The organism is Cryobacterium serini (assembly GCF_004404025.1).
GTDB classification, from domain to species: domain Bacteria; phylum Actinomycetota; class Actinomycetes; order Actinomycetales; family Microbacteriaceae; genus Cryobacterium; species Cryobacterium serini.
In genome coordinates this window covers 39,490-59,641 of sequence record NZ_SOHN01000003.1, presented here as the reverse complement: position 1 = coordinate 59,641, position 20,152 = coordinate 39,490, and the positions used below count along the sequence as shown (strand labels likewise).

At 63.1% G+C, this 20,152-nt stretch carries 17 protein-coding genes; 7 read left to right on the top strand and 10 right to left on the bottom strand.

What is annotated here, in order from left to right:
* Positions 1–6: 6 nt before the first annotated feature.
* The 3 genes from E3T51_RS00370 (at position 7) to E3T51_RS00360 (ending at position 4,036) form a co-directional block, all read left to right on the top strand.
* Positions 7–555, top strand: a complete 549-nt coding sequence (locus E3T51_RS00370) for a PadR family transcriptional regulator (RefSeq protein ID WP_104190838.1) — start codon at positions 7–9, stop codon at positions 553–555.
* 55 nt (positions 556–610) lie between these two features.
* Positions 611–2,266, top strand: coding sequence for an ABC1 kinase family protein (locus tag E3T51_RS00365; RefSeq protein ID WP_134526029.1), 1,656 nt, complete (start codon positions 611–613; stop codon positions 2,264–2,266).
* Positions 2,267–2,470: 204 nt separating this feature from the next.
* Positions 2,471–4,036, top strand: coding sequence for an HNH endonuclease signature motif containing protein (locus E3T51_RS00360; RefSeq protein WP_134526026.1), 1,566 nt, complete (start codon positions 2,471–2,473; stop codon positions 4,034–4,036).
* Positions 4,037–4,150: 114 nt separating this feature from the next.
* Here the strand turns inward: E3T51_RS00360 and E3T51_RS00355 are convergent, their stop codons facing one another.
* The 7 genes from E3T51_RS00355 to E3T51_RS00325 all read right to left on the bottom strand — a co-directional run bounded on the left by E3T51_RS00355 (position 4,151) and on the right by E3T51_RS00325 (position 11,215).
* Positions 4,151–4,696, bottom strand: coding sequence for an HAD domain-containing protein (locus tag E3T51_RS00355; protein WP_134526023.1), 546 nt, complete (start codon positions 4,694–4,696; stop codon positions 4,151–4,153).
* 367 nt (positions 4,697–5,063) lie between these two features.
* Positions 5,064–6,275, bottom strand: coding sequence for a M20 metallopeptidase family protein (locus E3T51_RS00350; RefSeq protein ID WP_134526020.1), 1,212 nt, complete (start codon positions 6,273–6,275; stop codon positions 5,064–5,066).
* 61 nt (positions 6,276–6,336) lie between these two features.
* Complete coding sequence (locus tag E3T51_RS00345) at positions 6,337–7,107, bottom strand: amino acid ABC transporter ATP-binding protein (protein ID WP_134526017.1); 771 nt, start codon at positions 7,105–7,107, stop codon at positions 6,337–6,339.
* Positions 7,104–8,009: an amino acid ABC transporter permease gene (locus E3T51_RS00340; protein WP_198417809.1), complete on the bottom strand. Its 906-nt coding sequence runs from the start codon at positions 8,007–8,009 to the stop codon at positions 7,104–7,106. The genes E3T51_RS00345 and E3T51_RS00340 overlap by 4 nt, the downstream gene beginning before the upstream one ends.
* A gap of 59 nt (positions 8,010–8,068) precedes the next feature.
* Entirely contained in the window at positions 8,069–9,001 is a 933-nt protein-coding gene (locus E3T51_RS00335; protein WP_134526013.1) for a transporter substrate-binding domain-containing protein, read from the bottom strand.
* A gap of 115 nt (positions 9,002–9,116) precedes the next feature.
* Entirely contained in the window at positions 9,117–9,941 is an 825-nt protein-coding gene (locus E3T51_RS00330; protein WP_134526010.1) for an IclR family transcriptional regulator, read from the bottom strand.
* Positions 9,938–11,215 (bottom strand): metal-dependent hydrolase family protein, encoded by a 1,278-nt coding sequence (locus E3T51_RS00325; RefSeq protein ID WP_134526007.1) that lies wholly within the window; start codon positions 11,213–11,215, stop codon positions 9,938–9,940. The genes E3T51_RS00330 and E3T51_RS00325 overlap by 4 nt, the downstream gene beginning before the upstream one ends.
* Positions 11,216–11,514: 299 nt before the next feature.
* Between E3T51_RS00325 and E3T51_RS00320 the strand changes: the two genes are divergently transcribed.
* The 3 genes from E3T51_RS00320 to E3T51_RS00310 all read left to right on the top strand — a co-directional run bounded on the left by E3T51_RS00320 (position 11,515) and on the right by E3T51_RS00310 (position 18,604).
* A complete protein-coding gene (locus tag E3T51_RS00320) occupies positions 11,515–12,177 on the top strand; it encodes a M20/M25/M40 family metallo-hydrolase (RefSeq protein WP_166806325.1) in 663 nt (220 codons plus the stop codon).
* 346 nt (positions 12,178–12,523) lie between these two features.
* Positions 12,524–13,378: an aggregation-promoting factor C-terminal-like domain-containing protein gene (locus tag E3T51_RS00315; protein ID WP_134526001.1), complete on the top strand. Its 855-nt coding sequence runs from the start codon at positions 12,524–12,526 to the stop codon at positions 13,376–13,378.
* Positions 13,379–13,732: 354 nt separating this feature from the next.
* Positions 13,733–18,604, top strand: coding sequence for an NAD-glutamate dehydrogenase (locus E3T51_RS00310; protein ID WP_134526792.1), 4,872 nt, complete (start codon positions 13,733–13,735; stop codon positions 18,602–18,604).
* Between the two features lie 77 nt (positions 18,605–18,681).
* Here the strand turns inward: E3T51_RS00310 and E3T51_RS16630 are convergent, their stop codons facing one another.
* The 3 genes from E3T51_RS16630 to E3T51_RS00300 all read right to left on the bottom strand — a co-directional run bounded on the left by E3T51_RS16630 (position 18,682) and on the right by E3T51_RS00300 (position 19,734).
* Complete coding sequence (locus E3T51_RS16630; protein WP_166806324.1) at positions 18,682–18,831, bottom strand: hypothetical protein; 150 nt, start codon at positions 18,829–18,831, stop codon at positions 18,682–18,684.
* Between the two features lie 249 nt (positions 18,832–19,080).
* Positions 19,081–19,404: a hypothetical protein gene (locus E3T51_RS00305; protein WP_134525998.1), complete on the bottom strand. Its 324-nt coding sequence runs from the start codon at positions 19,402–19,404 to the stop codon at positions 19,081–19,083.
* A 57-nt stretch (positions 19,405–19,461) separates the two neighbouring features.
* Entirely contained in the window at positions 19,462–19,734 is a 273-nt protein-coding gene (locus E3T51_RS00300) for a glutaredoxin family protein (RefSeq protein ID WP_104190854.1), read from the bottom strand.
* Positions 19,735–19,796: 62 nt separating this feature from the next.
* Between E3T51_RS00300 and E3T51_RS00295 the strand changes: the two genes are divergently transcribed.
* Positions 19,797–20,087 (top strand): hypothetical protein, encoded by a 291-nt coding sequence (locus E3T51_RS00295; protein WP_134525995.1) that lies wholly within the window; start codon positions 19,797–19,799, stop codon positions 20,085–20,087.
* Positions 20,088–20,152: the final 65 nt, after the last annotated feature.

Below are 20,152 nucleotides of genomic sequence, written 5' to 3'. Positions count from 1 at the left end.
GCAATCATGGGCAATTCATATCCAACCGGCGGGTTCAACGCTGGCAACATCGACGGCATCTGGCAGGCGATGGAGCAGTTTCGTTCGCGGTTCGAAAAGCAGACCGGCACCCGCGCCGGCCGTGGTGAGGTGCGCACGGCGGTGCTCGCGCTGCTCGCTGAGCAGTCGATGCACGGCTACCAGATCATTCACGAAATCGAAGAGCGCAGTGGCGGTAGCTGGAAGCCCAGCGCCGGCTCTGTCTACCCGACCCTGCAGCTGTTGGCCGACGAGGGCCTGATCAGCGCCGAGGAGTCCAATGGTCGCAAGATCTACTCCCTGACCGACGAGGGGCGCGCCGCTGTCGCTGACGCTGACATGAGCGCGCCGTGGGAGACTACAGCGCCCAATTCTGGTCACGGACATGGTCATGCGGCATTGCCGAAAGCTGGGATCGAGCTCGCCCAGGCAGCGGCGCAGGTTGGTCGCACCGGCTCGCCGGAGCAGATCAAGCAGGCCGTCATGGTGCTTGACGACGCACGTCGCAAGCTCTACTCGATCCTCGCCCAGGACTGACGGGGTGCCACTGGCTCGTCGAGGTAGCTACGATTCGAATTCGGGCGCGGGTAACATGCGTGCCCGATACCGCCGCATTCTGCGTTTCGCCAGCTGGTATCTGGCCATAACGTGGTGGTTCGAGTTGTTCCTGCCTCGCATCGGGCTGGTGAAAATCGCGGAACGCACACGCTCCAAGCGGATGCGACGCTTCGCCAAGGGTTTTCATGTGCTCGCGGCCGACCTGGGCGGTCTCATGATCAAGGTCGGGCAGTTCATGTCATCGCGCCTCGACGTGTTGCCGCCCGAAATCACCAAGGAACTCGAGGGGTTGCAAGACGAAGTCGCCCCCGTGGGCTTTGCTGCTATCCGCGCTGCAGCCGAAGCGGAGCTGGGCATGCCGCTCGAGCGAGCCTTTCTGTCGGTCGACGAGACGCCGGTGGCGGCGGCCTCGCTCGGTCAGGCGCACCGGGCCCGACTGACCGCGCTTGATGCTGCCGACACGGGGCTCGACGAGGTGATCATCAAGGTGCAACGCCCGGGCATCGACGCGATTATCGACGTCGACCTCGCAGCCCTGCGCAAGGTGGGTGGGTGGCTCAGTCATGTGAAACTCGTCTCCAACCGGGTCGATATGCCCGCGCTCGTCGAGGAATTCGCGCAGACCAGCCTCGAAGAGATCGACTACCTGCATGAAGGTGCTAGCTCTGAACGTTTCGCGGCAGCGTTTCCCGACGACGACCGAGTGGGCGTACCCATCGTTGTCTGGGAGCGCACCACCCGTAAGGTGCTCACCCTCGAAGACGTGACGGCGATCAAGATCACCGATGTCGAGGCCCTGCACAAGGCGGGCATCGATCCGGCACAGGTGGCCCCACTCTTCGCGGAGGTCATGTTCGACCAAATGTTCACCAAGGGTTTCTTTCACGCTGATCCGCATCCCGGAAACATCTTTGTCACCCCGGTCGCTGATATCGAACGCGGGTGGAAGCTGACGTTCATCGACTTCGGAATGATGGGCGAGGTTCATACGAGCACGCGCACCGGACTGCGCAAAATGCTGATCGCTGCCGCCTCGCGTGACGGGCGCGGCCTCGTCAGCGCCATGAACGACGTAGGGGTGCTCTTGCCTTCGGCGGAGACGACGGAGCTCGAACGTGCGATGACGACCTTGTTCGCCCGGTTCGGCGGCATGGGGTTTGCAGAGCTGCGAGAGGTCGACCCGCGGGAGTTCCGCGACTTCGCGGTGCAGTTCGGCGATGTTGTGCGCTCGCTGCCCTTTCAATTGCCCGAGAACTTTCTGCTCATCATTCGAGCAATGTCCCTCACCTCTGGGGTAGCCAGTTCACTCAATCCCGCGTTCAACCTCTGGGACTCCGTCGAGCCCTATGCGGCGCAGCTGCTGCGTGACGAGAGCGGTAACTTGGTGCAGGACATCGCCAAACAGGTGAGGGAGACTGTCGGTCTCGCGGTTCGCCTGCCGAAGCGGCTGGATGAATTCATCTCCCGAGTCGAAGACGGCTTGGTAGGCGTCACCAGCCCGGGCCTGGAGAAGCGGGTCGCCCGCCTCGAACGCACTACCCGGCAGGCGATCTCGGCGCTTCTCTTTGGCGCGCTGCTGATCGCCGGCGTTCTTGTGCGAGCGGATGACGCGGCGCTCGGCACCGTACTCATGGTCGCGTCGGTCGCCCCCCTGCTGCACGCCCTGTTCGCGGGTCGCCGCGGGTTCTGAACGAGGGGCATGCAGCCCTCGCCGTCACCGTGGAGACTGCTGACCAGAGCGGACGAACGGTTGCTTAAGCGTGGTTGAATCAACCATTTAACCGCTCTCGCTGATGAGAAGAAACTTCTGAACGCAACTCATAATTGTACTGAGATTTTCTCGCTTCTGAGGGTGTTTTGGGCTATAATTGTGGGTGAAGGAGGCACTGACGCCATGACCCTCACCGCCCCGCCCGCTGCAGCCGGCTCTGTGCCGGAACCCGAGGGTTCTCGGGTTTTGGCCATTGCGCAGGCTGGTGCGATTCTGGCTTTGGCGTTTGACGGGGTGCGGTTTGGTCAGCTCGATGACAGCGAAGCTGTCGCGGTCATGGCAGCTTTGGAGGGTTTGGGTCGCAAGGTTGATGGTGTCAGGCTACGAGCCACCACCGACATCGGCGTGCGTGCCGAAACCGACCTCGGCACCGGGTCCCTCGCCTACAAAAACGGATGCCGCAACTGGGTCGAATTCATCACCCAACTCGCCGGCATCTCCGGCCGCGAAGCGAAACGGCGTCTGAAGCTGGGTGAGACCACGGTCGAACGCACGCCGCTGGGTCTGCCCGTGCCGGCCCGGTACCCGGTCATTGCCGCCGGACTCAGCAGCGGCGACCTCGGGGTGGAGTCGGCAGAAATCATCGCCACCACGTTGACCGCGCTGCACGGGAAAGTCCTGCAGGACGACCTCGACCAGGTGGAACGTGCACTGGTCGCGTCGGCGACCGGAGCGATCACCCCCGAAACGGCCGGGCTGCCCGGCGCCGGTATCCGCTTCGCGCCCGACCTGCTGCGCGCGCAAGCCCTGGAATGGCAGGGACGCCTTGACCCCGACGGCACCGCCCCCACCGACGACCTCACCGAAGCGAAAAGCACGCTCACCTTCGGACTACTGCGCAACGGGCTCTACCCGCTGCGGGCCGACGTCACCCCCGAACTGCGCGGCATCATGGACACCCTCTTCGACACCCACCTCTCGGCCCGGTCCCGCACGCCCCGGTTTGAACCCACCGAACCCGGCGACGGCACAGGCGTTGGCACTGTCACGGGCACTGAGTTGGACGGCCTAGATGTCGGCGACTCGAGCGTGGATGGTGAACGTTTCAGCGCCGACCCCTTCACCGGCGACGTCCGTTATGACGGAGACCGCCGCAGCGCCGGGGAGAAACGCGCCGACATCCTCCGCTCGGTGTTCGAATCGGCCGCCCGCGACCCGAAGACCCCGACCATGGGCGGCGCCGCCCCCACCGTCATGATCCACGTCAACGCCACCGACCTCGACCAGGACCGCGGGGTTGGCTGGATCGATGGCATCGAAGCGCCCGTCTCGATGCGCCGAGTCACAGAAACCATCTGCTCCGGCGGCGCCCAAACCGTCATCTTCGGCGACCACGGTGCCGTGCTCTACCTCGGCGAGAAGGTGCGCTGCTTCACCGCCAAACAACGAGCCGCGATCAGTGCCCGCGATGAAGGCTGCATCATCCCCGGCTGCACCATCCCCGCTCGCTGGTGCGAAACCCACCACGTCATCCCCTGGCGCAAACACGGCCCCACCACCATCGACAACGGCACCCTCCTCTGCTGGTTCCACCACCACACCATCGACACCAACGGCTGGAACATCCGCATCATCAACGGCAGACCCCAGGTACGCGGGCCCCTCCTCTGGGACCCCACCCAAACCTGGCGGCCAGCCCACACCCACCGCGCCAACACCCCCAGCCCCGAACCACCCTGGCGTAGTTAGTCGAAGCTGGCGCAAATAGTTGAACCTGTCGAACCTGCGCAGCTAGTTGTACGTGGCCGCACTGTGTTCAGTCGTGGCAAGAGCAAGATCGGCACGGCGAGTGCGCGAGCTAAATTAGGGCAGCTGCTCAAGCCAGATGCGCATCAGGGCGATGTCGTCAACGGTGATGCCTACCGCGGAGTGCGGCGGAATGAGCAGCGACGGTGTCTCCAGCGTGGCGTTGAGCACCTTCTGTCCGTGAAGTTCCACGTCGGCATCGTCGATCCAGATAAACGGTGCAGGCACGTTCTGATCTTCTTCGATGCGCTGGGACTTCCACAGCCCCGTCTCGCCATCGGTTCGGCCGGGGCGTTTCGGAGGGGTCGTCACGTCGAGCATGCGCCCGCCGGCCAGTCCGTGCAGCTCGGGTACGAGCAGCTGCCGGGTGGCATCGAACTCGTTCCAGGAGGTGAGCCAGACCAGTTCTACTCCGTATTGCATCAGGAGGGAGTCGAGAGCCGTGATCAGGCGGGGAGCCCAGCGCACGTCACGGGTGGAAGCGTGACCGTCGCCGTACTCGATGTTGATCGATGCCTTGGCCACGTCGCCCCAGGCCGGGTCTGGCTCGGAACGGGGGCACAGGCACCCGTTAACAGAAAGATAGAGTCTTGGAACGGTCATTCTGCCTGCCCATCGTGGCGGTTGGCGCTGCCCACATCGATGATGCGTGCTCGATCGGCCATACTGGCCCTGGTGGTATCGCTGCTAAGCGTGAAATTATAAATTGTCAGACTCCCAAAAAAGCTTCTGCCTCCAGCTAAGCACGCACGGGCGAGATGCGCCTCCCCGCGAACTGGGTGAACTTTAGTGCCGTGTCGCGCGGCTTATTCATGGCATGTGTGTATGACAAACATCCGCTTTCGAGCGCGCAGCGACTACTTGCGCGAACCCTGACGACGTGGTGGGCGCATCGACTGTGACAGCGGCCGGAAGGCCAAGGCCAAGTCCAAATCCGAGGTTGATGCCTGCGCCGAAGCGGACCCGGACGTTAAACTGCCAGTTCGGCCATGCGCGACAGCGCTAGCTGCGTGTACAGGGCCGTGCCGTCGGCCAGGATACCGTCGTCAAAGGTTGCCGCGGGGGAGTGGTTGAAGGCAGCGGGGGCATCCGCTTGCCGCGGCGCGGCCGAGAGAAAGACAAAGGTTCCCGGTACCTGTTGCAATACGCGTGAGAAGTCCTCGGAGCCGCTGAGGGGATTGACCATGCGTGTGAACCGCTTTTCGCCGAAGAGTTCGCCGACGACGCGCTCGGCCCGGCCGGTTTCGCCCTCGTTTGTGACGGTCAGCGGATATTCGGTGACGTAGTCCACCGTTACTTCAACGCCGTGCGCGGCCGCGATTCCCTTGAGCAGCCGGGGCACTACGCGCGCCAGCTTGGCGCGCGACTCGGGAGTGTATGACCGCACGGTCGCCTCAAGTCGCGCGGAGTCGGGGATGATATTGCGCTTGGTGCCAGCCTGCAGCACCCCGACCGAGAGCACCACCGGGTCGAACATGTCGAACTGACGGGTGACCATCACCTGCAGGGCGGTGACCATCTCGGCAATCACCGTCACCGGATCCTGCGCCTGGTGCGGGGCAGAGCCATGCCCGCCAGCCCCGTGCACCGTCACCGTGAGGCCATCGCTGGCCGACATCAGGGTTCCGGTGCGACTGGAGAATTGCCCGTTGGATGCGCCGGCCGACGTGACGTGCAGGCCGTAGGCGGCATCGGCGCGGCGGCCGGCAGCGTCGAGCACGCCCTCGCTAATCATCACTCCCGCCCCGTCGTAGCCCTCCTCGCCGGGCTGAAACATGAGTACGACGTCTCCGGCGAGTTGATCACGGTGGTGGGCGAGCAGAGTCGCCGCGCCCACGAGCATGGCGGTGTGCAGGTCGTGACCGCAGGCGTGCATGGCGCCGTCAATGCGCGAGCTGAACTCCAGCCCGGTGCGTTCCTGAACTGGGAGCGCGTCCATGTCGCCGCGCAGCAACACCACGGGCCGTGAAGCGGATGCCCCGACGCCGGTTCCGCGCAGCACCGCCGTCACCGAGGTCGTGTCGGTACCAAGACTGATCTCGTACGGAAGGCCCTGGAGGGCCTCGAGTACCTTCTCCTGCGTGCGTGGCAGCTGCAGCCCGATTTCGGGTTCCTGGTGCAGTCGGTGGCGCAGGTCGGTGATGGCTCCGGCAAGTTCACGGGCATCTGAGAGTATGGTCACGGTTTCTCCTTTGAAGGCGACTGGTGGTTCCAGTGTGAGCGGCAACGGAAGAGTTGTCGAATCACACCACGGTCTTGCGCAGAAACTCCCGGGTGCGCGGCTGCTGCGAGTGGTCGAAGACCTCGGTCGGCGACCCCTGCTCAAGAATGACGCCGCCGTCTATAAAGACGACCCGATCGGCGGCTGCCCGAGCGAAGCTCAACTCGTGGGTGACCACGAGCATGGTGGCGCCACTGGCCGCCAACGCGGCCATCACATCGGTGACTTCGCTGACGTTTTCCGGATCGAGGGCCGACGTCGGTTCGTCAAACAAAAGCAGAGCGGGTTCGAGGGCCAGTGCCCGGGCGATGGCGACGCGTTGCTGCTGCCCGCCGGAGAGCTGGCGCGGGTAGGCGTTGGCGCGATCGGCCAATCCAACCCGGGTCAGCAGTGTCATGCTGCGCTCGATGGCGTCGGCCTTGCTCAATTTGAGAATGGAGCGGGGGCCGTCGGCAATGTTCTGCAGCACGGTCCAGTGCGGAAACAGGTTGAAGTTCTGAAAAACCATTCCCACGTTGCGACGCTGCACGGCGATCTGGTTTTCGGTGAGCCTGCGCACGGTCTCTCCAGACTCTTGCCGATAGCCCATCAGCTCGTCGCCTACCCAGATCGACCCGCCGCTGGCAACCTCGAGGCAATTCACGCAGCGCAGCAGGGTGGATTTTCCCGACCCTGACGCACCGAGAATCGCGACCGTCTCGCCGACGTGCACCTCGAGATTTATGCCCTTGAGCACCTCGACCCCGGAGAATTGCTTGCGCAATTCGCTGATGCGCAGAAGGGGCTGAGTCACGATTCCATACCTCGATTCAGGGTGTGCTCGGCGGCTCGTCGATCGAAAAACCTGGCGACCAGAGACGAACTGCTCTTGCGGCTGGCCCCCCGGCCATAGTGACGCTCAATGAAGAACTGCACGCCGTTGAGCACGGTCGTGATGAACAGGTACCAGATACTCGCGACGATCAGCAGTGGCACGGTTTGATAGGTCTGGCTGTAGATCTCCTTGACCGAGAACAACAGCTCGGCTCCGCCGATCACGCTCACCAACGAAGTTCCCTTCACCAGCGCGATGATGGAGTTGAAAGTGGGCGGAACGATGAACCGCATGGCCTGGGGCAGCTGGATTCGAAAGAAGACCCGAATCGGCTTCATGCCCAGTGCTTGTGCCGCCTCGAGCTGCCCCTCGTCGACCGAGATCAGCCCAGCGCGATAGATCTCCGCCTGATAGGCGGCATCGTGCAGACCAAGACCGACTATGGCCGCCAACAGCGGCGTCACCAGAGTGTTGGAGTCGATGGAGGCAAATGTCGGACCAAACGGAATCCCGATGCTCAAGACCGGCACGAGCAGGCCGATGTTGAACCAAAAGATCAGTTGCACGAGCTGTGGTGTGCCCCGGAAGAGCCAGATGTACGACGAAGCGAGCACGCGTAACAGGGTGTTGTCTGACAGCCGGCACACCGCCAGAACGCCGCCGAGAACCAGACCGATCGTCATCGCCGTCATCGTGAGAAAGAGAGTCATCACAACGCCCTGGAGCACGGTTTCACTGTTGAGGTATTGCCCGACGACGTCCCATTCAAAGTTGGGGTTCGTCAGGAACAGGTGCACGATTTGCGCGGCGACGACCACGGTGATTATGGAGAGTACCCAGGTAGCGGGCCGCCGGGGAGCCAAGGCGTGTGCGACGTTCACGGGGTGTTGCGTGAGAGGCAATTCGAAGTCAGTCTGGTTACTCGGCAGGGTAGCCATGACTATTGCGGGTTCGCGGCGAGCCAGTCGGCGTAGAGGTTGATGCCGGGCTGTTCGATAATCTCTCGATCGAGACCGTACTTGGTCATGATCTTCTCGTAGTCACCATTGTCGAAGAGCACCTGAAAACTCGCGAGCAGGGGGTCAGAGAGCGCAGAACCTTTTGGGAGCAGAGCTCCCATGAACTGACCGGCGAACCCGTTGGCGAACTCGTCGCCGACGACTTCCAACTCGCCGTTTGATTCCCTGGCCGCGTAGAACAGCGAGGCGCCGCCGGTGAAGAAGGCATCCGTTCGCCCTGATCGCAAGGCAAGCACGCCGTCGGGAACGCTCGCTACGCTCAGCACGGTGAGATTCTTACCCTGCTCCTGGCACTTGACTGCCTGAGCCTCGGCGACTTTGTACGTAGCGGCGTTGGCGAGTGCTGCCACTGTGACATCGCACAGTTCGTCCATGTTGGTGACGTTCTTGGGGTTGCCCTTCTCGACCAGGAAGGGTACGACCTCCTGCAGAACGTCAACGAATTCGGCGCCTGGGCGCTCCTTCGGCCCGCCGACCGAGTCGGCGTAGGGGAAGAAACCGAAGGCGTAACGTTCGGCGCTGATCGCGGCGAACGCGCCGGAAATGTCCGGCACGGTGGCGATCTCGATATCCACGCCCATCACCTCGGCGATGGCGTCCATCAGCTCGGCACCGGCGCCGGTGTACTCGCCGGTTTTTCCGGGCGTCGTTACCCACCAGGGCGGGTTTGCACCGCTCGTGACGACAGTGAGCTCGCCGGCGTCCAGAACGTTTTGGGGCAGGGCGTCGTGAATGGCCTGGTCCAAGCGAGTGGAAACTGCGGGTTCTGCCGGTTCGACCGCTGCGCTGCAACCGGCCAGGAGCGAGACCGAGAGGGCCAGGCAGAGAGTTTTCGCGATCTGGATACGCTTCATTGACGGGCTCCGTTGCTGTAGTTGATTGGGCTGAACTCAACACGCCTGCGTGAAATGTGGTGTGTTTTGCAAGCGATTGGCGACGGAGCGCTGGAGTTGCTCGGTAGAAGCGCCGCTATTTTTGGTGGTGGCCGAGCGTTGCAGAAATGCGGTGGGCGGCGCTGACGACCGAATCCCTCCACGCACCCTCGACATTGCCCGACACCCGCGACATGGCACCCCCAATTACCAAGGCCGCGATCATGTCACCAGAATAGTCGTAGACAGGCGCGGCAACGGCCCCGGCCCCGGAATCGACCTCGCCAAGACTGAGGCTGTAGCCGCGTTGGCGAATTTGCTCTAATTGTCGGCGTAACTCGCCCTCGTCGGTGATGGTGTGTTCGGTGAACGCTGGCCCCCGATGTTTGAGTACCTGGGTCAGGCGTTGCTGGTCCTGGCCGGAGAGCAGCATTTTCTGCCCCGCCCCCGCAGTAAGTGGTCGTTTCTGGCCGACATTCACCGAGATGCGCAGGGAATGGGTGCTCTCAATGCGGGAGATGCAGATCGCTTCCATGCCCAACGGAGCCAGCAGGTAGACCGTTTCATTGGTCTGCGCCTGCAACGCGTCCAGCTCGGGCTGCGCGGCGGCACGCAATGCCTCGATCGGTTGGGCCGCCACTTCGCCGAGGGTGAGCAATCGACTGCCCACCCGGTAGTGGTCGCCTACGCGTTGGAGAAAACCGCGTGATTCGAGGGTTTTAATCAGTCGGAACGCCTTGTTTCGGGTCACGCCAATTCTCCGGGCGATGTCGGCGACGCGCAGTTCCCTTTGCCCGCTCTCGAACTCGAGCATGATGTCGAGTGCCGCGGCGACCGGCCCGATCATGTAGTCGGTGGCCGGGCCTGCTGCCACGGGCGGTGCCGTCGACGTCTCCGGGGTGTCGGCGGTGTCGGTCGTCATGCGGTTACCGCGATCGTTCGGCGGCTGCGCGCATCCGCTATAGAAAGAGGTGAACCGCTCATGAACTGGCCACCTTTCAGAACGGCGGTACGACGGCTCGCATCCTGTAGCAAGCGGATGTCCAGGTAAGGGTCGCCGTCCACGATGAGCAGGTCGGCGAATTTGCCCGCCGCGACGGTACCGACGTTGGCTGACATGCCCAAGCACTGGCTGGACTGGTCAGTGGCGACCGCGATCGCTTCTGCTTGGGTCATTCCGGCCTCGACCAGCAATTCCAATTCCATCCCGGTGCGCCCGAATCCGTGGAACGGGTTGGTATCGGTGCCCGCCGCGATGCGCACGCCGAGTCGCACGGCCCGAGCAATGCTCTCTCGATGGCGCGCAGGCATGTCGGCGGTGTGGGCGCGCACGCTTGCCTGGGACAGGGTGCTGTGCCAGTTGGAGATGCACATTGTTGGAACATACCATGTGCCGCGATCAGCCATTTCGAGCGCGCACTCTTCGGTGAGATAGGTTCCGTGCTCAATGGTATCGACGCCAGCCTGCACGGCCAGGATCGCGCCGGGGTCACCGTGGGCGTGTGCGCACACCGGGATCCCCTCGATGTGCGCCTCGTCCACGATGGCTGCGAGTTCTTCCTCGGTGAACAGCGGGCGGTGCTGTCGTCGTGCGGCGAACGTCATGCTGCCCGACATGGCAACCTTGATGACGTCGGCGCCCATGCGAATAACCTCCCGGACCTTGGCCCGGGCAGCCACCGGGCCGTCGCACCACGGTTCGGGCAGGCCGGGCCAGATCTCGTACCGCCCGCGGGAATTGATCGCGCCGCCCGACACCGGGTGGTGATCCATCAGCGAGTTCGTCGGCGACACAATGATCAGCGAGGTCTGCAAACGCGGACCGGGAATGACTCCGCGGTCAACGGCTTCGACGAACCCGCGTTCCAAACCCCCGAGATCGCGGGCCGTGGTGATTCCCGCCTCCACCGTCACCTTCAGGGCAGCCACGGTCTGGGACACCAGCAGTCCAAGCGGTTCCGGGTGCGCGACCAGGCTCTGCGCCCACCCGGCGTGGTGCGTATGGCAGTCGATAAGGCCGGGCATCAGGGTGGCACCGCCCAGATCGACGACCTCGACCGTGCTGGGAAGGGGGCGATCGTCGGTCACCTCGACAATACGTTCGCCATCGATAATCACAGTCGACCGTTCGCGGGCCTGGCCACCGGTGCCATCGATGAGACGAGCGTTGACAAGGGCACGCAGCTGGGGGGTCATGACGGGCTCGTTTCGGGAGGTTGAAAGAAGGGTAGAGGCGCGGGCCTCGCGCACTCGCCAGCGCCGACCGCCGCATGGTTCCAGATTCGTCGCGGAAGTTCGTAAGACAGACAGTTTTCAAATTGTATCGCTGCATAGACAGGACATCTATATGATGAACAGAAATGGCCAGTGACATTCGCCGTGAGGGGCTACCAAATGTTGATGACCGAAGCTGACCGGGAGGTTTTTCTTGGTCGTGGAAGCGGTGCAGCAAAGGCGAGGCCACGCCGGTGTGCCGGGCCAGTGACATTATGACCATGGACGATGTCTACGCCCACATTGATTCCGGGTTTGCCGCGGCGCTCGACGAACTCGCCTGTCTCGTTCGCACCGCCGGCGTGAGTGCTCAGCCCACAGACGACCTTGCCGTGTGCGCCCAGATCGTGCTGAACCGTGTCTGCACGAGTGGTCTGCGCGTGCACCTGATCGAGGGCTATGGACCGCCGGCGGTGTACGGCGAACGCGTCGTCGATCCCGGTCTGCCGACCGTACTCATTTACGGGCACTACGACGTGCAACCGGGGGATTTTGATGCGCGCTGGCATGACGATCCGTTCAAGTCGACCATTCGAGCCGGTCGCGTGTTCGGGCGTGGCACCGGCGAGCTTCCCGTTAATGTCAAGGTGCTCATTGAAGGCGAGGACGAGACTAAAAGCCCGCATCTGGCCGAACTCGTCCGCGACAACCGGCACTTGTTGGCGGCCGATCTCGTCATTACCTCGGAAAGTGCTGTGCATCGCAACGGTACTCCGCAGCTCGTGCTCGGCACTCGCGGACAGCGCGGCGTTGAGTTGCGCACCCGTGGGGCGAACCGGGAGGCGCACCCTGGAAGCCTCGGCGGGCTGCTGCCCGAGAACTTCGACCTGTCGCGATTCACAGACGAGATGAGAATATTTGCCACCATCCTCGGTATTTTTTAGCCTGAATCCGCGCTCTACTCCGTCCTCCGGCCGATCGATACGACGGTGATCAGGCTAAACACCCCGTCGCGCCGGTGACTGACCGGTCAGCAGTCGCAAAGTATGCCACGACAGAACACACGTGACCGATAATCAGGGGTTTCGCAGAAAATCGTGAGGTTTTGTTCAATAAGACCGGGCATGCTGGCGGCCTCGCCCGCGCCACCCCGAAGTGCACGGGCCAAAAACCCAGCGAACGGGCGTACCTAGCGTCCATCATTCGCGCCAGATGAAGGACATGCGCCCAAAACACACGGAAACGCCCCAAGCCCACGTTGCCCTCCCAAACACTCAAATTCACCGTAAGATGCGCAAACCACGAACCCGCCGACATGAGATTGCCGTAGCGATCGGTACCGTACTTGTCATTGCCGGCCTGGTCGCCAGCAGCGGATTCGTCGCCCAATCGGCCGATGCCAGGCAGGGCAGCGTCGCTGCCACGGCCGTACTCGCCGAAAGTAAGGGCCTACAGAGCGATCAGCTCGACTTCTACGTGCAGCGCGGTGAGACCTTCACGCGCGATAACGCATCCGCTGCGCTCAGCGAGGCCCACGTCGTCATCGCTGCCAGCCAAAGCAAAGTGGACGCCACCACTCTCAGCTCGGTAGTCAGCTCGCTGGCCAGCTACGCGATCCTGCCCATCGAACGGGTGGAGTCGCTCACGGCCGAGGCGAAGGCAGAGACCGCGTCGGTCGCTGCCGCCACGGCTGAGGTCGACCGCGTCGCCGCCGAAGCTGCTGCGGCTGCCGCAGCCGCTGCCGCAGCCGCTGCGGCAGCTGAAGCAGCGGCTCAAGCCGCAGCGCAAGCAGCTGCCGAAGCCGCTCGCATGCAATCCCTCGTGGGCGGCAATTCCATCGACGGTGCGCGCGCTACAGCTCGTTCGATGGCCGCCTCGCAGTACGGCTGGGCCGAGGACCAGTTCAGCTGCCTCGATCGGTTGTGGCAGAAGGAATCCGGCTGGAACTACGCGGCCCTCAATTCCAGCAGTGGTGCGACCGGAATTCCCCAGGCACTTCCCGGTAGCAAGATGGCGTCGGCTGGCAACGACTGGGCGACCAACGCCACGACGCAGATCAGCTGGGGCCTTGGCTACATCAAGGCCTCATCTTACGGAACGCCGTGCGCAGCCTGGGCGCACTCGCAGTCTGTCGGTTGGTACTAAAAGCGGTACGTGTTGTCCGTTTATGTGCCGGTCACGACCGAATCGACGAGCAGCTGTCTATTTCCGGGTGGCCGGCCGCAGGTTCTGCGACGACGTCCCAGAGGGCAGGGCCCGACGCTACGATAGGCGGGCAAGGGTTTCCATGATTGAGTTCGGCGAGGCACACCGACGTGCCCGTCGCAGGAGCCCGCACAAGTAGTTCGTTTGTGTGCACAGTGCGCTGGTTGTTGTTCGCAGGTTTCCGGTCATTGCCGTGCCAGATTCCCACCCGGGAATGTCGGCGGTGACCGGTAGCTTGTGAGCGTGAACAAGCCGCACCCGCACGGCGATGAATTTGATGGAGGCGTTTTTTCGATGTCGTCTGGTTTCACCCGAACGGGTCTGTCCCCAGCGGGTCTATTCCCCTTAGACCCAACGCTCGAAACGTTCATAGATGATTACTACGAGCATCTAACAGACGAAGATGCGGCGAACTATACCCCCGAGCTTCTCGAGGCTCGGGCGCGGGCCCACTGGCAGGTCGCGCAGCGCCGGGTGCCGAAGACCGCGACCGTCGAGATTCACAGTGAAGCCGGTCGCAGTGTCGTCTATATCGTCACCGACGACATGCCTTTCCTCGTTGACTCGGTCACGGCCGAGCTGGTGCGCCAGCACTCCGCCATCCACCTGGTCGTGCACCCCCTGCTCATCGTCGCTCGCAGCAAGTCCACGAACGACCTCGTCGACATCAACCGCATCCCGGCCAGCGTTGGCGTCTCCAGTGCTGGCGTCTCCAGCGGTGATACCTCTGCCATGCCCAATATCGCCCACCTCATCGCTACCGGTGATGATGCTTCACACCTTGAGTCCTGGATCGCCATCGAGATCGACAGCGCGAGCGACGACGAGCAGGCCAGCCTCCTCGCCGGGCTTACTGCTGTACTCAAAGACGTGCGGGCCGCGGTCGAAGACTGGCCGCTCATGCGCACCAAGGCCATGCAGATCGCCAAAGCGCTCGACACAATCGTTGGTGCCGAGCAGATCAAAGACCTTCACCAGACCCAGCAGCTTTTGCACTGGCTCGACGAGGGCAACTTCACCTTTCTCGGCTTCCGCGAATACAACCTCGAAACGCAGGGCGGCGAGGACGTGCTCACTCTGATCGAGGGAAGCGGCCTCGGCCTGCTTCGTTTTGCCGACGACCGCCACCAGGTTCAGCACCTGACAGATGCCGGCCGTCAGAAGGCGCGGGAACGCACCGCCCTGGTGATCACCAAGGCCAACTCACGGTCCACCGTGCACCGTCCCGCCTACTTCGACTACATCGGAATCAAGAGCTTCGATGCCGCCGGTCAGGTCGACGGTGAGCAGCGTTTCATCGGCCTGTTCGCCGCGAGCGCGTACACCAGCTCGGTCACCGCAGTTCCGGTGCTGCGCGAGAAGGTCAGGGCCGTCATGACCGAGGTCGGTTTTCCGCCCGAGTCGCACAGCGGAAAAGACTTGCTCGGCATCATGGAAACCTATCCTCGTGACGAGCTGTTCCAGATCGAGGTACCCGCCCTCGTCACGGCATCGCTCGCCATTCAGCGTCTGCAGGAGCGTCGTCGTACCCGCTTGTTCCTGCGCCCTGACATTTACGGCCGGTTCATGTCGGCGCTGGTCTACCTTCCGCGTGACCGTTACAACACCGGCGTACGACTGCGCATCGAGAAAGAACTCCAGGAGACGTTCAACGCGGAGTCGCTCGATTTTGAAGCACGTATGACCGAGTCCGCGCTCGCGCGACTGTTTTACCGCATCCGTTTGCCCAAAGATGCTGTGGCGGACTCCGTCGATATCGCCGCGCTGGAGCAGCGCCTGGCCAGAGCCGTTCGATCCTGGCCCGAGGGTGTCAGCGACGAACTGTGCAAGACACACTCGGTTGAAGAAGCAGAGCGATTGGCCGGCGTGTGGGCCGACGCTTTTCCCGACAGCTATCGGGTCGACTACGAAATTACTGACGCGCTGGAAGACATTGGGCGATTCGAGGCCTGTGCCGCGGAGGTGGGGGCATCCGCGCAAGCGCACACCCGCCCCGGGCTGCACGTATACCTGCCCAGAACGACTGGTGACCCGGGCGAAGACGCCCGCATCAAGCTCTACATGACCGAACCGAAAAGCCTCAGCCAGATTCTGCCGTATCTGCAGAACCTCGGCATCGAGGTGCTCGATGAGGTGCCGTTCGAAATTCAGACCTCTGACGGACGCCGCTTCTACCTCTACGACCTCGGCCTGCACTACCCGGCCGGAGTTGACCCGGTCGCGACCGGAACGTTGCTCGCCGATTCTTTCGGCGCGGCCATCAGCGGAGCCATCGAATCCGACAGCCTCGACCGCTTGGTACTGCAAGACGGCATGCCCTGGCACCGCGTCGTCATCCTGCGCAGTTACGCCAAGTACCTGCGGCAGATCGGCAACACCAACTCCTACGGCTTCATCGCAAACGTTCTTCTCGCCAACCCGACCGTCACCAACGGGCTGGTGGCCCTGTTCGAGGCCCGTTTCGACCCCGACCTGACCGACGATGAGCGGATACTGCGCCTCACCGACGTGCGTGAACAGCTGCGGGTCGCGATGGAGCAGGTGGCCACCCTCGACGCCGACCGCGTGCTGCGCACGCTCATCACCCTGATCGAGGCATCACTGCGCACGAACTTCTTTCAGTACAAGCCGTACCTGAGCATCAAACTCGACCCGTCACAAATCGCGCAAATGCCATCGCCCAAGCCCATGTACGAAATCTGGGTGTACTCGCCGCGGGTGGAGGGCGTGCACCTGCGTTTCGGCAAGGTGGCCCGCGGCGGGCTGCGCTGGTCGGACCGCCGCGAAGATTTTCGCACCGAAGTGCTCGGCCTGGTCAAGGCGCAGACGGTCAAGAACGCTGTGATCGTGCCGACAGGGGCCAAGGGCGGGTTCTTCGCCAAGAAGCTTCCCGACCCGGGTCTTGACCGTGGGGCCTGGATGACCGAGGGCATCGACAGCTACAAGACCTTTATTCGCGGGCTGCTCGACCTGACCGACAACCTGGTGGCCGCGGCCGATGGCGAACACGTCGTCGCACCACCCCGGGTGGTGCGGCATGACGACGATGACAGCTACCTCGTCGTCGCCGCAGACAAAGGCACAGCGTCGTTCTCGGACATCGCCAATGGCCTGGCCGCCGAGTACGGTTTCTGGCTCGGCGATGCTTTCGCCTCCGGTGGCTCGGTCGGCTACGACCACAAGGAGATGGGTATCACCGCCAAGGGGGCCTGGGAGTCGGTCAAGCGCCACTTCAGTGAACTCGGCATTGATACGCAAACCGAAGACTTCACCGTTGTCGGTGTCGGCGATATGTCCGGTGACGTCTTCGGCAACGGCATGCTGCTGTCCAAGCACACCAAACTCGTCGCGGCCTTCGACCACCGGCACATTTTTCTCGACCCCAACCCCGATCCGGCGCGCTCTTTCACCGAACGTGCCCGGTTGTTCGAACTGCCGCGCTCATCCTGGGCCGACTATGGGGCCGACCTGATCAGCGCCGGTGGCGGCGTCTTCCCGCGCCAAGTCAAGGTCGTTCCGATCTCGACCGAGGTGCAGGTCGTGCTCGGACTGCCACCGGGGACCACCCAGCTGAGCCCGCCTGAATTGCTGCGGGCGATTCTGCTTGCGCCCACCGACCTGCTCTACAACGGTGGAATCGGCACCTATGTCAAAGCGAGCAGTGAATCGGCTGCACAGGTCGGCGATAAAGCCAACGACGGCATTCGGGTCGACGGCAAGGACCTGCGGGTCAAGGTCGTCGGGGAGGGCGGCAACCTCGGGTTCACTCAACTAGGGCGCATCGAAGCCGCGCTCGCCGGAGTCATCCTCAACACCGACGCGATCGACAACTCGGCTGGCGTGGACTGCTCCGATCACGAAGTCAACATCAAGATTTTCGTGGACCGGATGGTCGCCGCCGGCAAACTCGACCCGGCGGAGCGGGCCGAGTTCCTCGGCGAGATGACCGACGAGGTCGGGCGTCTGGTTCTGGTCGACAACGTCGACCAGAACATTCTGTTGCTCAACGACCGGGTGCTAGTGAAAAACTGGAGCCCGAGCTACGAGCGCCTGATGAACTGGCTCGAAAAGTCGGGCGACCTGCAACGCGAACTGGAAGCTCTGCCGACGACGGCCGGGTTACGGGAGCGTCTCGACCGCGGTCAGGGGCTGACCAGCCCCGAGCTGAGCGTGCTCGCCGCCTACGCCAAGATCGAGCTGGCCACCGCACTTCGCAACAGCGATCTGGCCGACGACCCGTGGTTCGGCAGCACACTGCGCCGATACTTCCCGACGCACCTGTCAGAACGTTTCGATGCCGAGCTGGACACGCATCCGCTTCGCCGGGAGATCATCGCAACGGTCGTCGCGAACGACATGATCAACCTCGGCGGCATCACCTTCGCCTTCCGCGCGATGGAGGAGACCTCGGCTAACTCAGCGACGATCGCGCGAGCTTTCGTGGCTCTGCGCGAGGTGTACGACCTCGACTCGATGGTTGACGAACTCAACGCGCTGCCGTCGTCGTTCCCTACCGAGAAATGGACGGCGATCCACCTGGACATTCGCCGTCTGCTCGACCGTGCCGTGCGTTGGGAAGTCAATCATGGCACCAACATGCCCGTCGGCGCGGTCATTGCCAAGTACGAGCCGCAGATCGCGCTCCTGCGCGCGCACCTCGGTGACTACCTGCAAGGCGCCGATCGTGGGCGCCTCGAAGCGCAGGAAGAAAAGGCCAGGGAGTGGGGTCTGCCCGACGATCTCGGTCGTCGCTGGTCGGAATTGTTCGAGGCGTACGCGCTGCTCGACGTAGCCAAGATCGCGGCCACGGCAAATGTGCAGGTCACCCGGGTCGCCGAAATCTATTACACGATCTACAACCGTTTCGGCGTCGACAATCTGCTCGAGCGCATCACCAGGCTGCCGCGCAAGGACCGCTGGCAGGCTCTCGCCCGCGCAGCCCTGCGCGACGACCTCTACTCAACCGTCGCAGACATGACCAGATCCGTGCTGGGCGAAACGGATACCGGTGCTGCCGACGAGCGCCTCCTCGCCTGGGAAGAACTCAACGCCGAACAGCTCGGCCGGGCTCGCAGCGTGTTCGAAGAGGTCAACTCACTCGCCCAAGACGACATGGCGTCGCTCTCGGTCGCCGTGCGCCTGCTGCGTTCCATCGTGCGCCGCTAAGCAACGGGTGACGGGGGAATAACTCACCCGTTGCCAACACTGCCGACTGGTGTCTTCGGCTGTCGCGACAACGGCGCTCAGGTATCCCAGCCGCGCGCCGGGAGATTGTCGAGCCAGTCCTCGAGCGAGACCGAAGTAATCGTGCCGCCACCGCGCGGGGTTCCGTGCGCTGGCGGAACGCGAGACGATGATTGCTGATCGAAATCGACGACCGGAAGGATGGTCACAGTCGTTGGCAAAAGGGCTATTCCACCGGAAGTCGATGCCTCGCCGGAGAGCCTGCTGATTGGATGTAGGAACGTGTGAAACATTAGGACCCCTGACTCGGTGCGGTCAAAAACTGCTACCGGGGTCCGGGGTAACACTTCGACGTTACGCGTAGAAGTGACTAAACATCAATAGCTCCATTATTAACGGTAGAAAAACTCTCCAGCAGAAAAGTTGGGGAATCTCTGCGCAGGAGCGAAGCTGGTCGGCTAGGTCAGGGAGACAATTACGATGGCGGCGGCCATCCAGAGCGGCATCGCCAGAACCATGAGTCCGAGGCCGACCCACTGCAGCCGCGCGTACGCCACGTTGATGTTGCCGCGATTGCGGGTGCGCACGATATCGACCACCGAGATGACCATGCCGATAAACATGAGCGGAGACACCATGAGCAGCACGAGAATGTTGAGCGGCACGTCGCGCACAGACAAGCTCACTGCCACGCCTGGCACGCAGTAGACGACGAACAGTGCCGCGCTGATCCAAAGCGAAATGGGAATGGGTCGCGTCGACGTGGTGATTGTTGCGTGCATGATGCGACCCCCGTTAGTGCCTGCGATTTCTGAGAGTAGCACGGGGGTGAAGCTGGGTCAGCTGATACAGCCGAGTTGGGTGAGCCGGGTGCGTACCTCGGCGTCGCTCGGCTCGACCAGGTGCGTGTCGTCGGGAAATACGATAACGGGAATGTTGGTGCGCCCGCTGATCGCGCGGGCGCGGTCTGCGCCGTCCTCGACGAGCAACAGATCGACGTAGTCGTAGTCAACCTCGAGGCGGTCGAGCAATGACTTGGAACGACGGCAATCGCTGCACCACTGCGCTCCATACATCGTGATGCGCGGCGCAGGAGCAGTCGTTTCAGTCATAACCGCAACTCTAGGCGGCGCACCTGAGTGTCTCGGTGGGGCAGTACCCGTACCCTGAATCCATGCCTTCTTATCGCGTCACCATGAGTATCGACTCCCTGCACTCGGGAACCGCGCCCGCCACAGTCGTGCCGAGGGCAGCCGCGGCCGTCGCCGAATTCACCACGGTGGAAGCCTCCGACCTCACGATCGTCGCCGGAGCAGCCCGAGTCGTCGTGCGTTTCACAGCGGATGACGCGGCGTCGGCCCTACAGATCGGCGCCCACGTTGTGGCAGATCTGCGGGTTGTTGCCGAGCTGCGGGCGTCGCTGGTCACCGAGCGAGTCAAGGGAACCTGGGTGCCCGTGCACTGAACTTGAGGTTCGTGCGTTAACGCACACCGGTGCGGGCGACAACAGTCGCCCGCACCGGTGTGCTT

What these genes read in the sequence shown, in the direction of transcription:
- E3T51_RS00310 (WP_134526792.1), top strand. Translation starts at nt 13,733, where the DNA reads ATGTCGTCTGGTTTCACCCGAACGGGTCTGTCCCCAGCGGGTCTATTC.
- E3T51_RS00370 (WP_104190838.1), top strand. Translation starts at nt 7, where the DNA reads ATGGGCAATTCATATCCAACCGGCGGGTTCAACGCTGGCAACATCGAC.
- E3T51_RS00325 (WP_134526007.1), bottom strand. Translation starts at nt 11,215, where the DNA reads ATGACCCCCCAGCTGCGTGCCCTTGTCAACGCTCGTCTCATCGATGGC.
- E3T51_RS00300 (WP_104190854.1), bottom strand. Translation starts at nt 19,734, where the DNA reads ATGACTGAAACGACTGCTCCTGCGCCGCGCATCACGATGTATGGAGCG.
- E3T51_RS00360 (WP_134526026.1), top strand. Translation starts at nt 2,471, where the DNA reads ATGACCCTCACCGCCCCGCCCGCTGCAGCCGGCTCTGTGCCGGAACCC.
- E3T51_RS00315 (WP_134526001.1), top strand. Translation starts at nt 12,524, where the DNA reads ATGCGCAAACCACGAACCCGCCGACATGAGATTGCCGTAGCGATCGGT.
- E3T51_RS00320 (WP_166806325.1), top strand. Translation starts at nt 11,515, where the DNA reads ATGGACGATGTCTACGCCCACATTGATTCCGGGTTTGCCGCGGCGCTC.
- E3T51_RS00305 (WP_134525998.1), bottom strand. Translation starts at nt 19,404, where the DNA reads ATGCACGCAACAATCACCACGTCGACGCGACCCATTCCCATTTCGCTT.
- E3T51_RS00335 (WP_134526013.1), bottom strand. Translation starts at nt 9,001, where the DNA reads ATGAAGCGTATCCAGATCGCGAAAACTCTCTGCCTGGCCCTCTCGGTC.
- E3T51_RS00365 (WP_134526029.1), top strand. Translation starts at nt 611, where the DNA reads ATGCGTGCCCGATACCGCCGCATTCTGCGTTTCGCCAGCTGGTATCTG.
- E3T51_RS00355 (WP_134526023.1), bottom strand. Translation starts at nt 4,696, where the DNA reads ATGACCGTTCCAAGACTCTATCTTTCTGTTAACGGGTGCCTGTGCCCC.
- E3T51_RS00295 (WP_134525995.1), top strand. Translation starts at nt 19,797, where the DNA reads ATGCCTTCTTATCGCGTCACCATGAGTATCGACTCCCTGCACTCGGGA.
- E3T51_RS00330 (WP_134526010.1), bottom strand. Translation starts at nt 9,941, where the DNA reads ATGACGACCGACACCGCCGACACCCCGGAGACGTCGACGGCACCGCCC.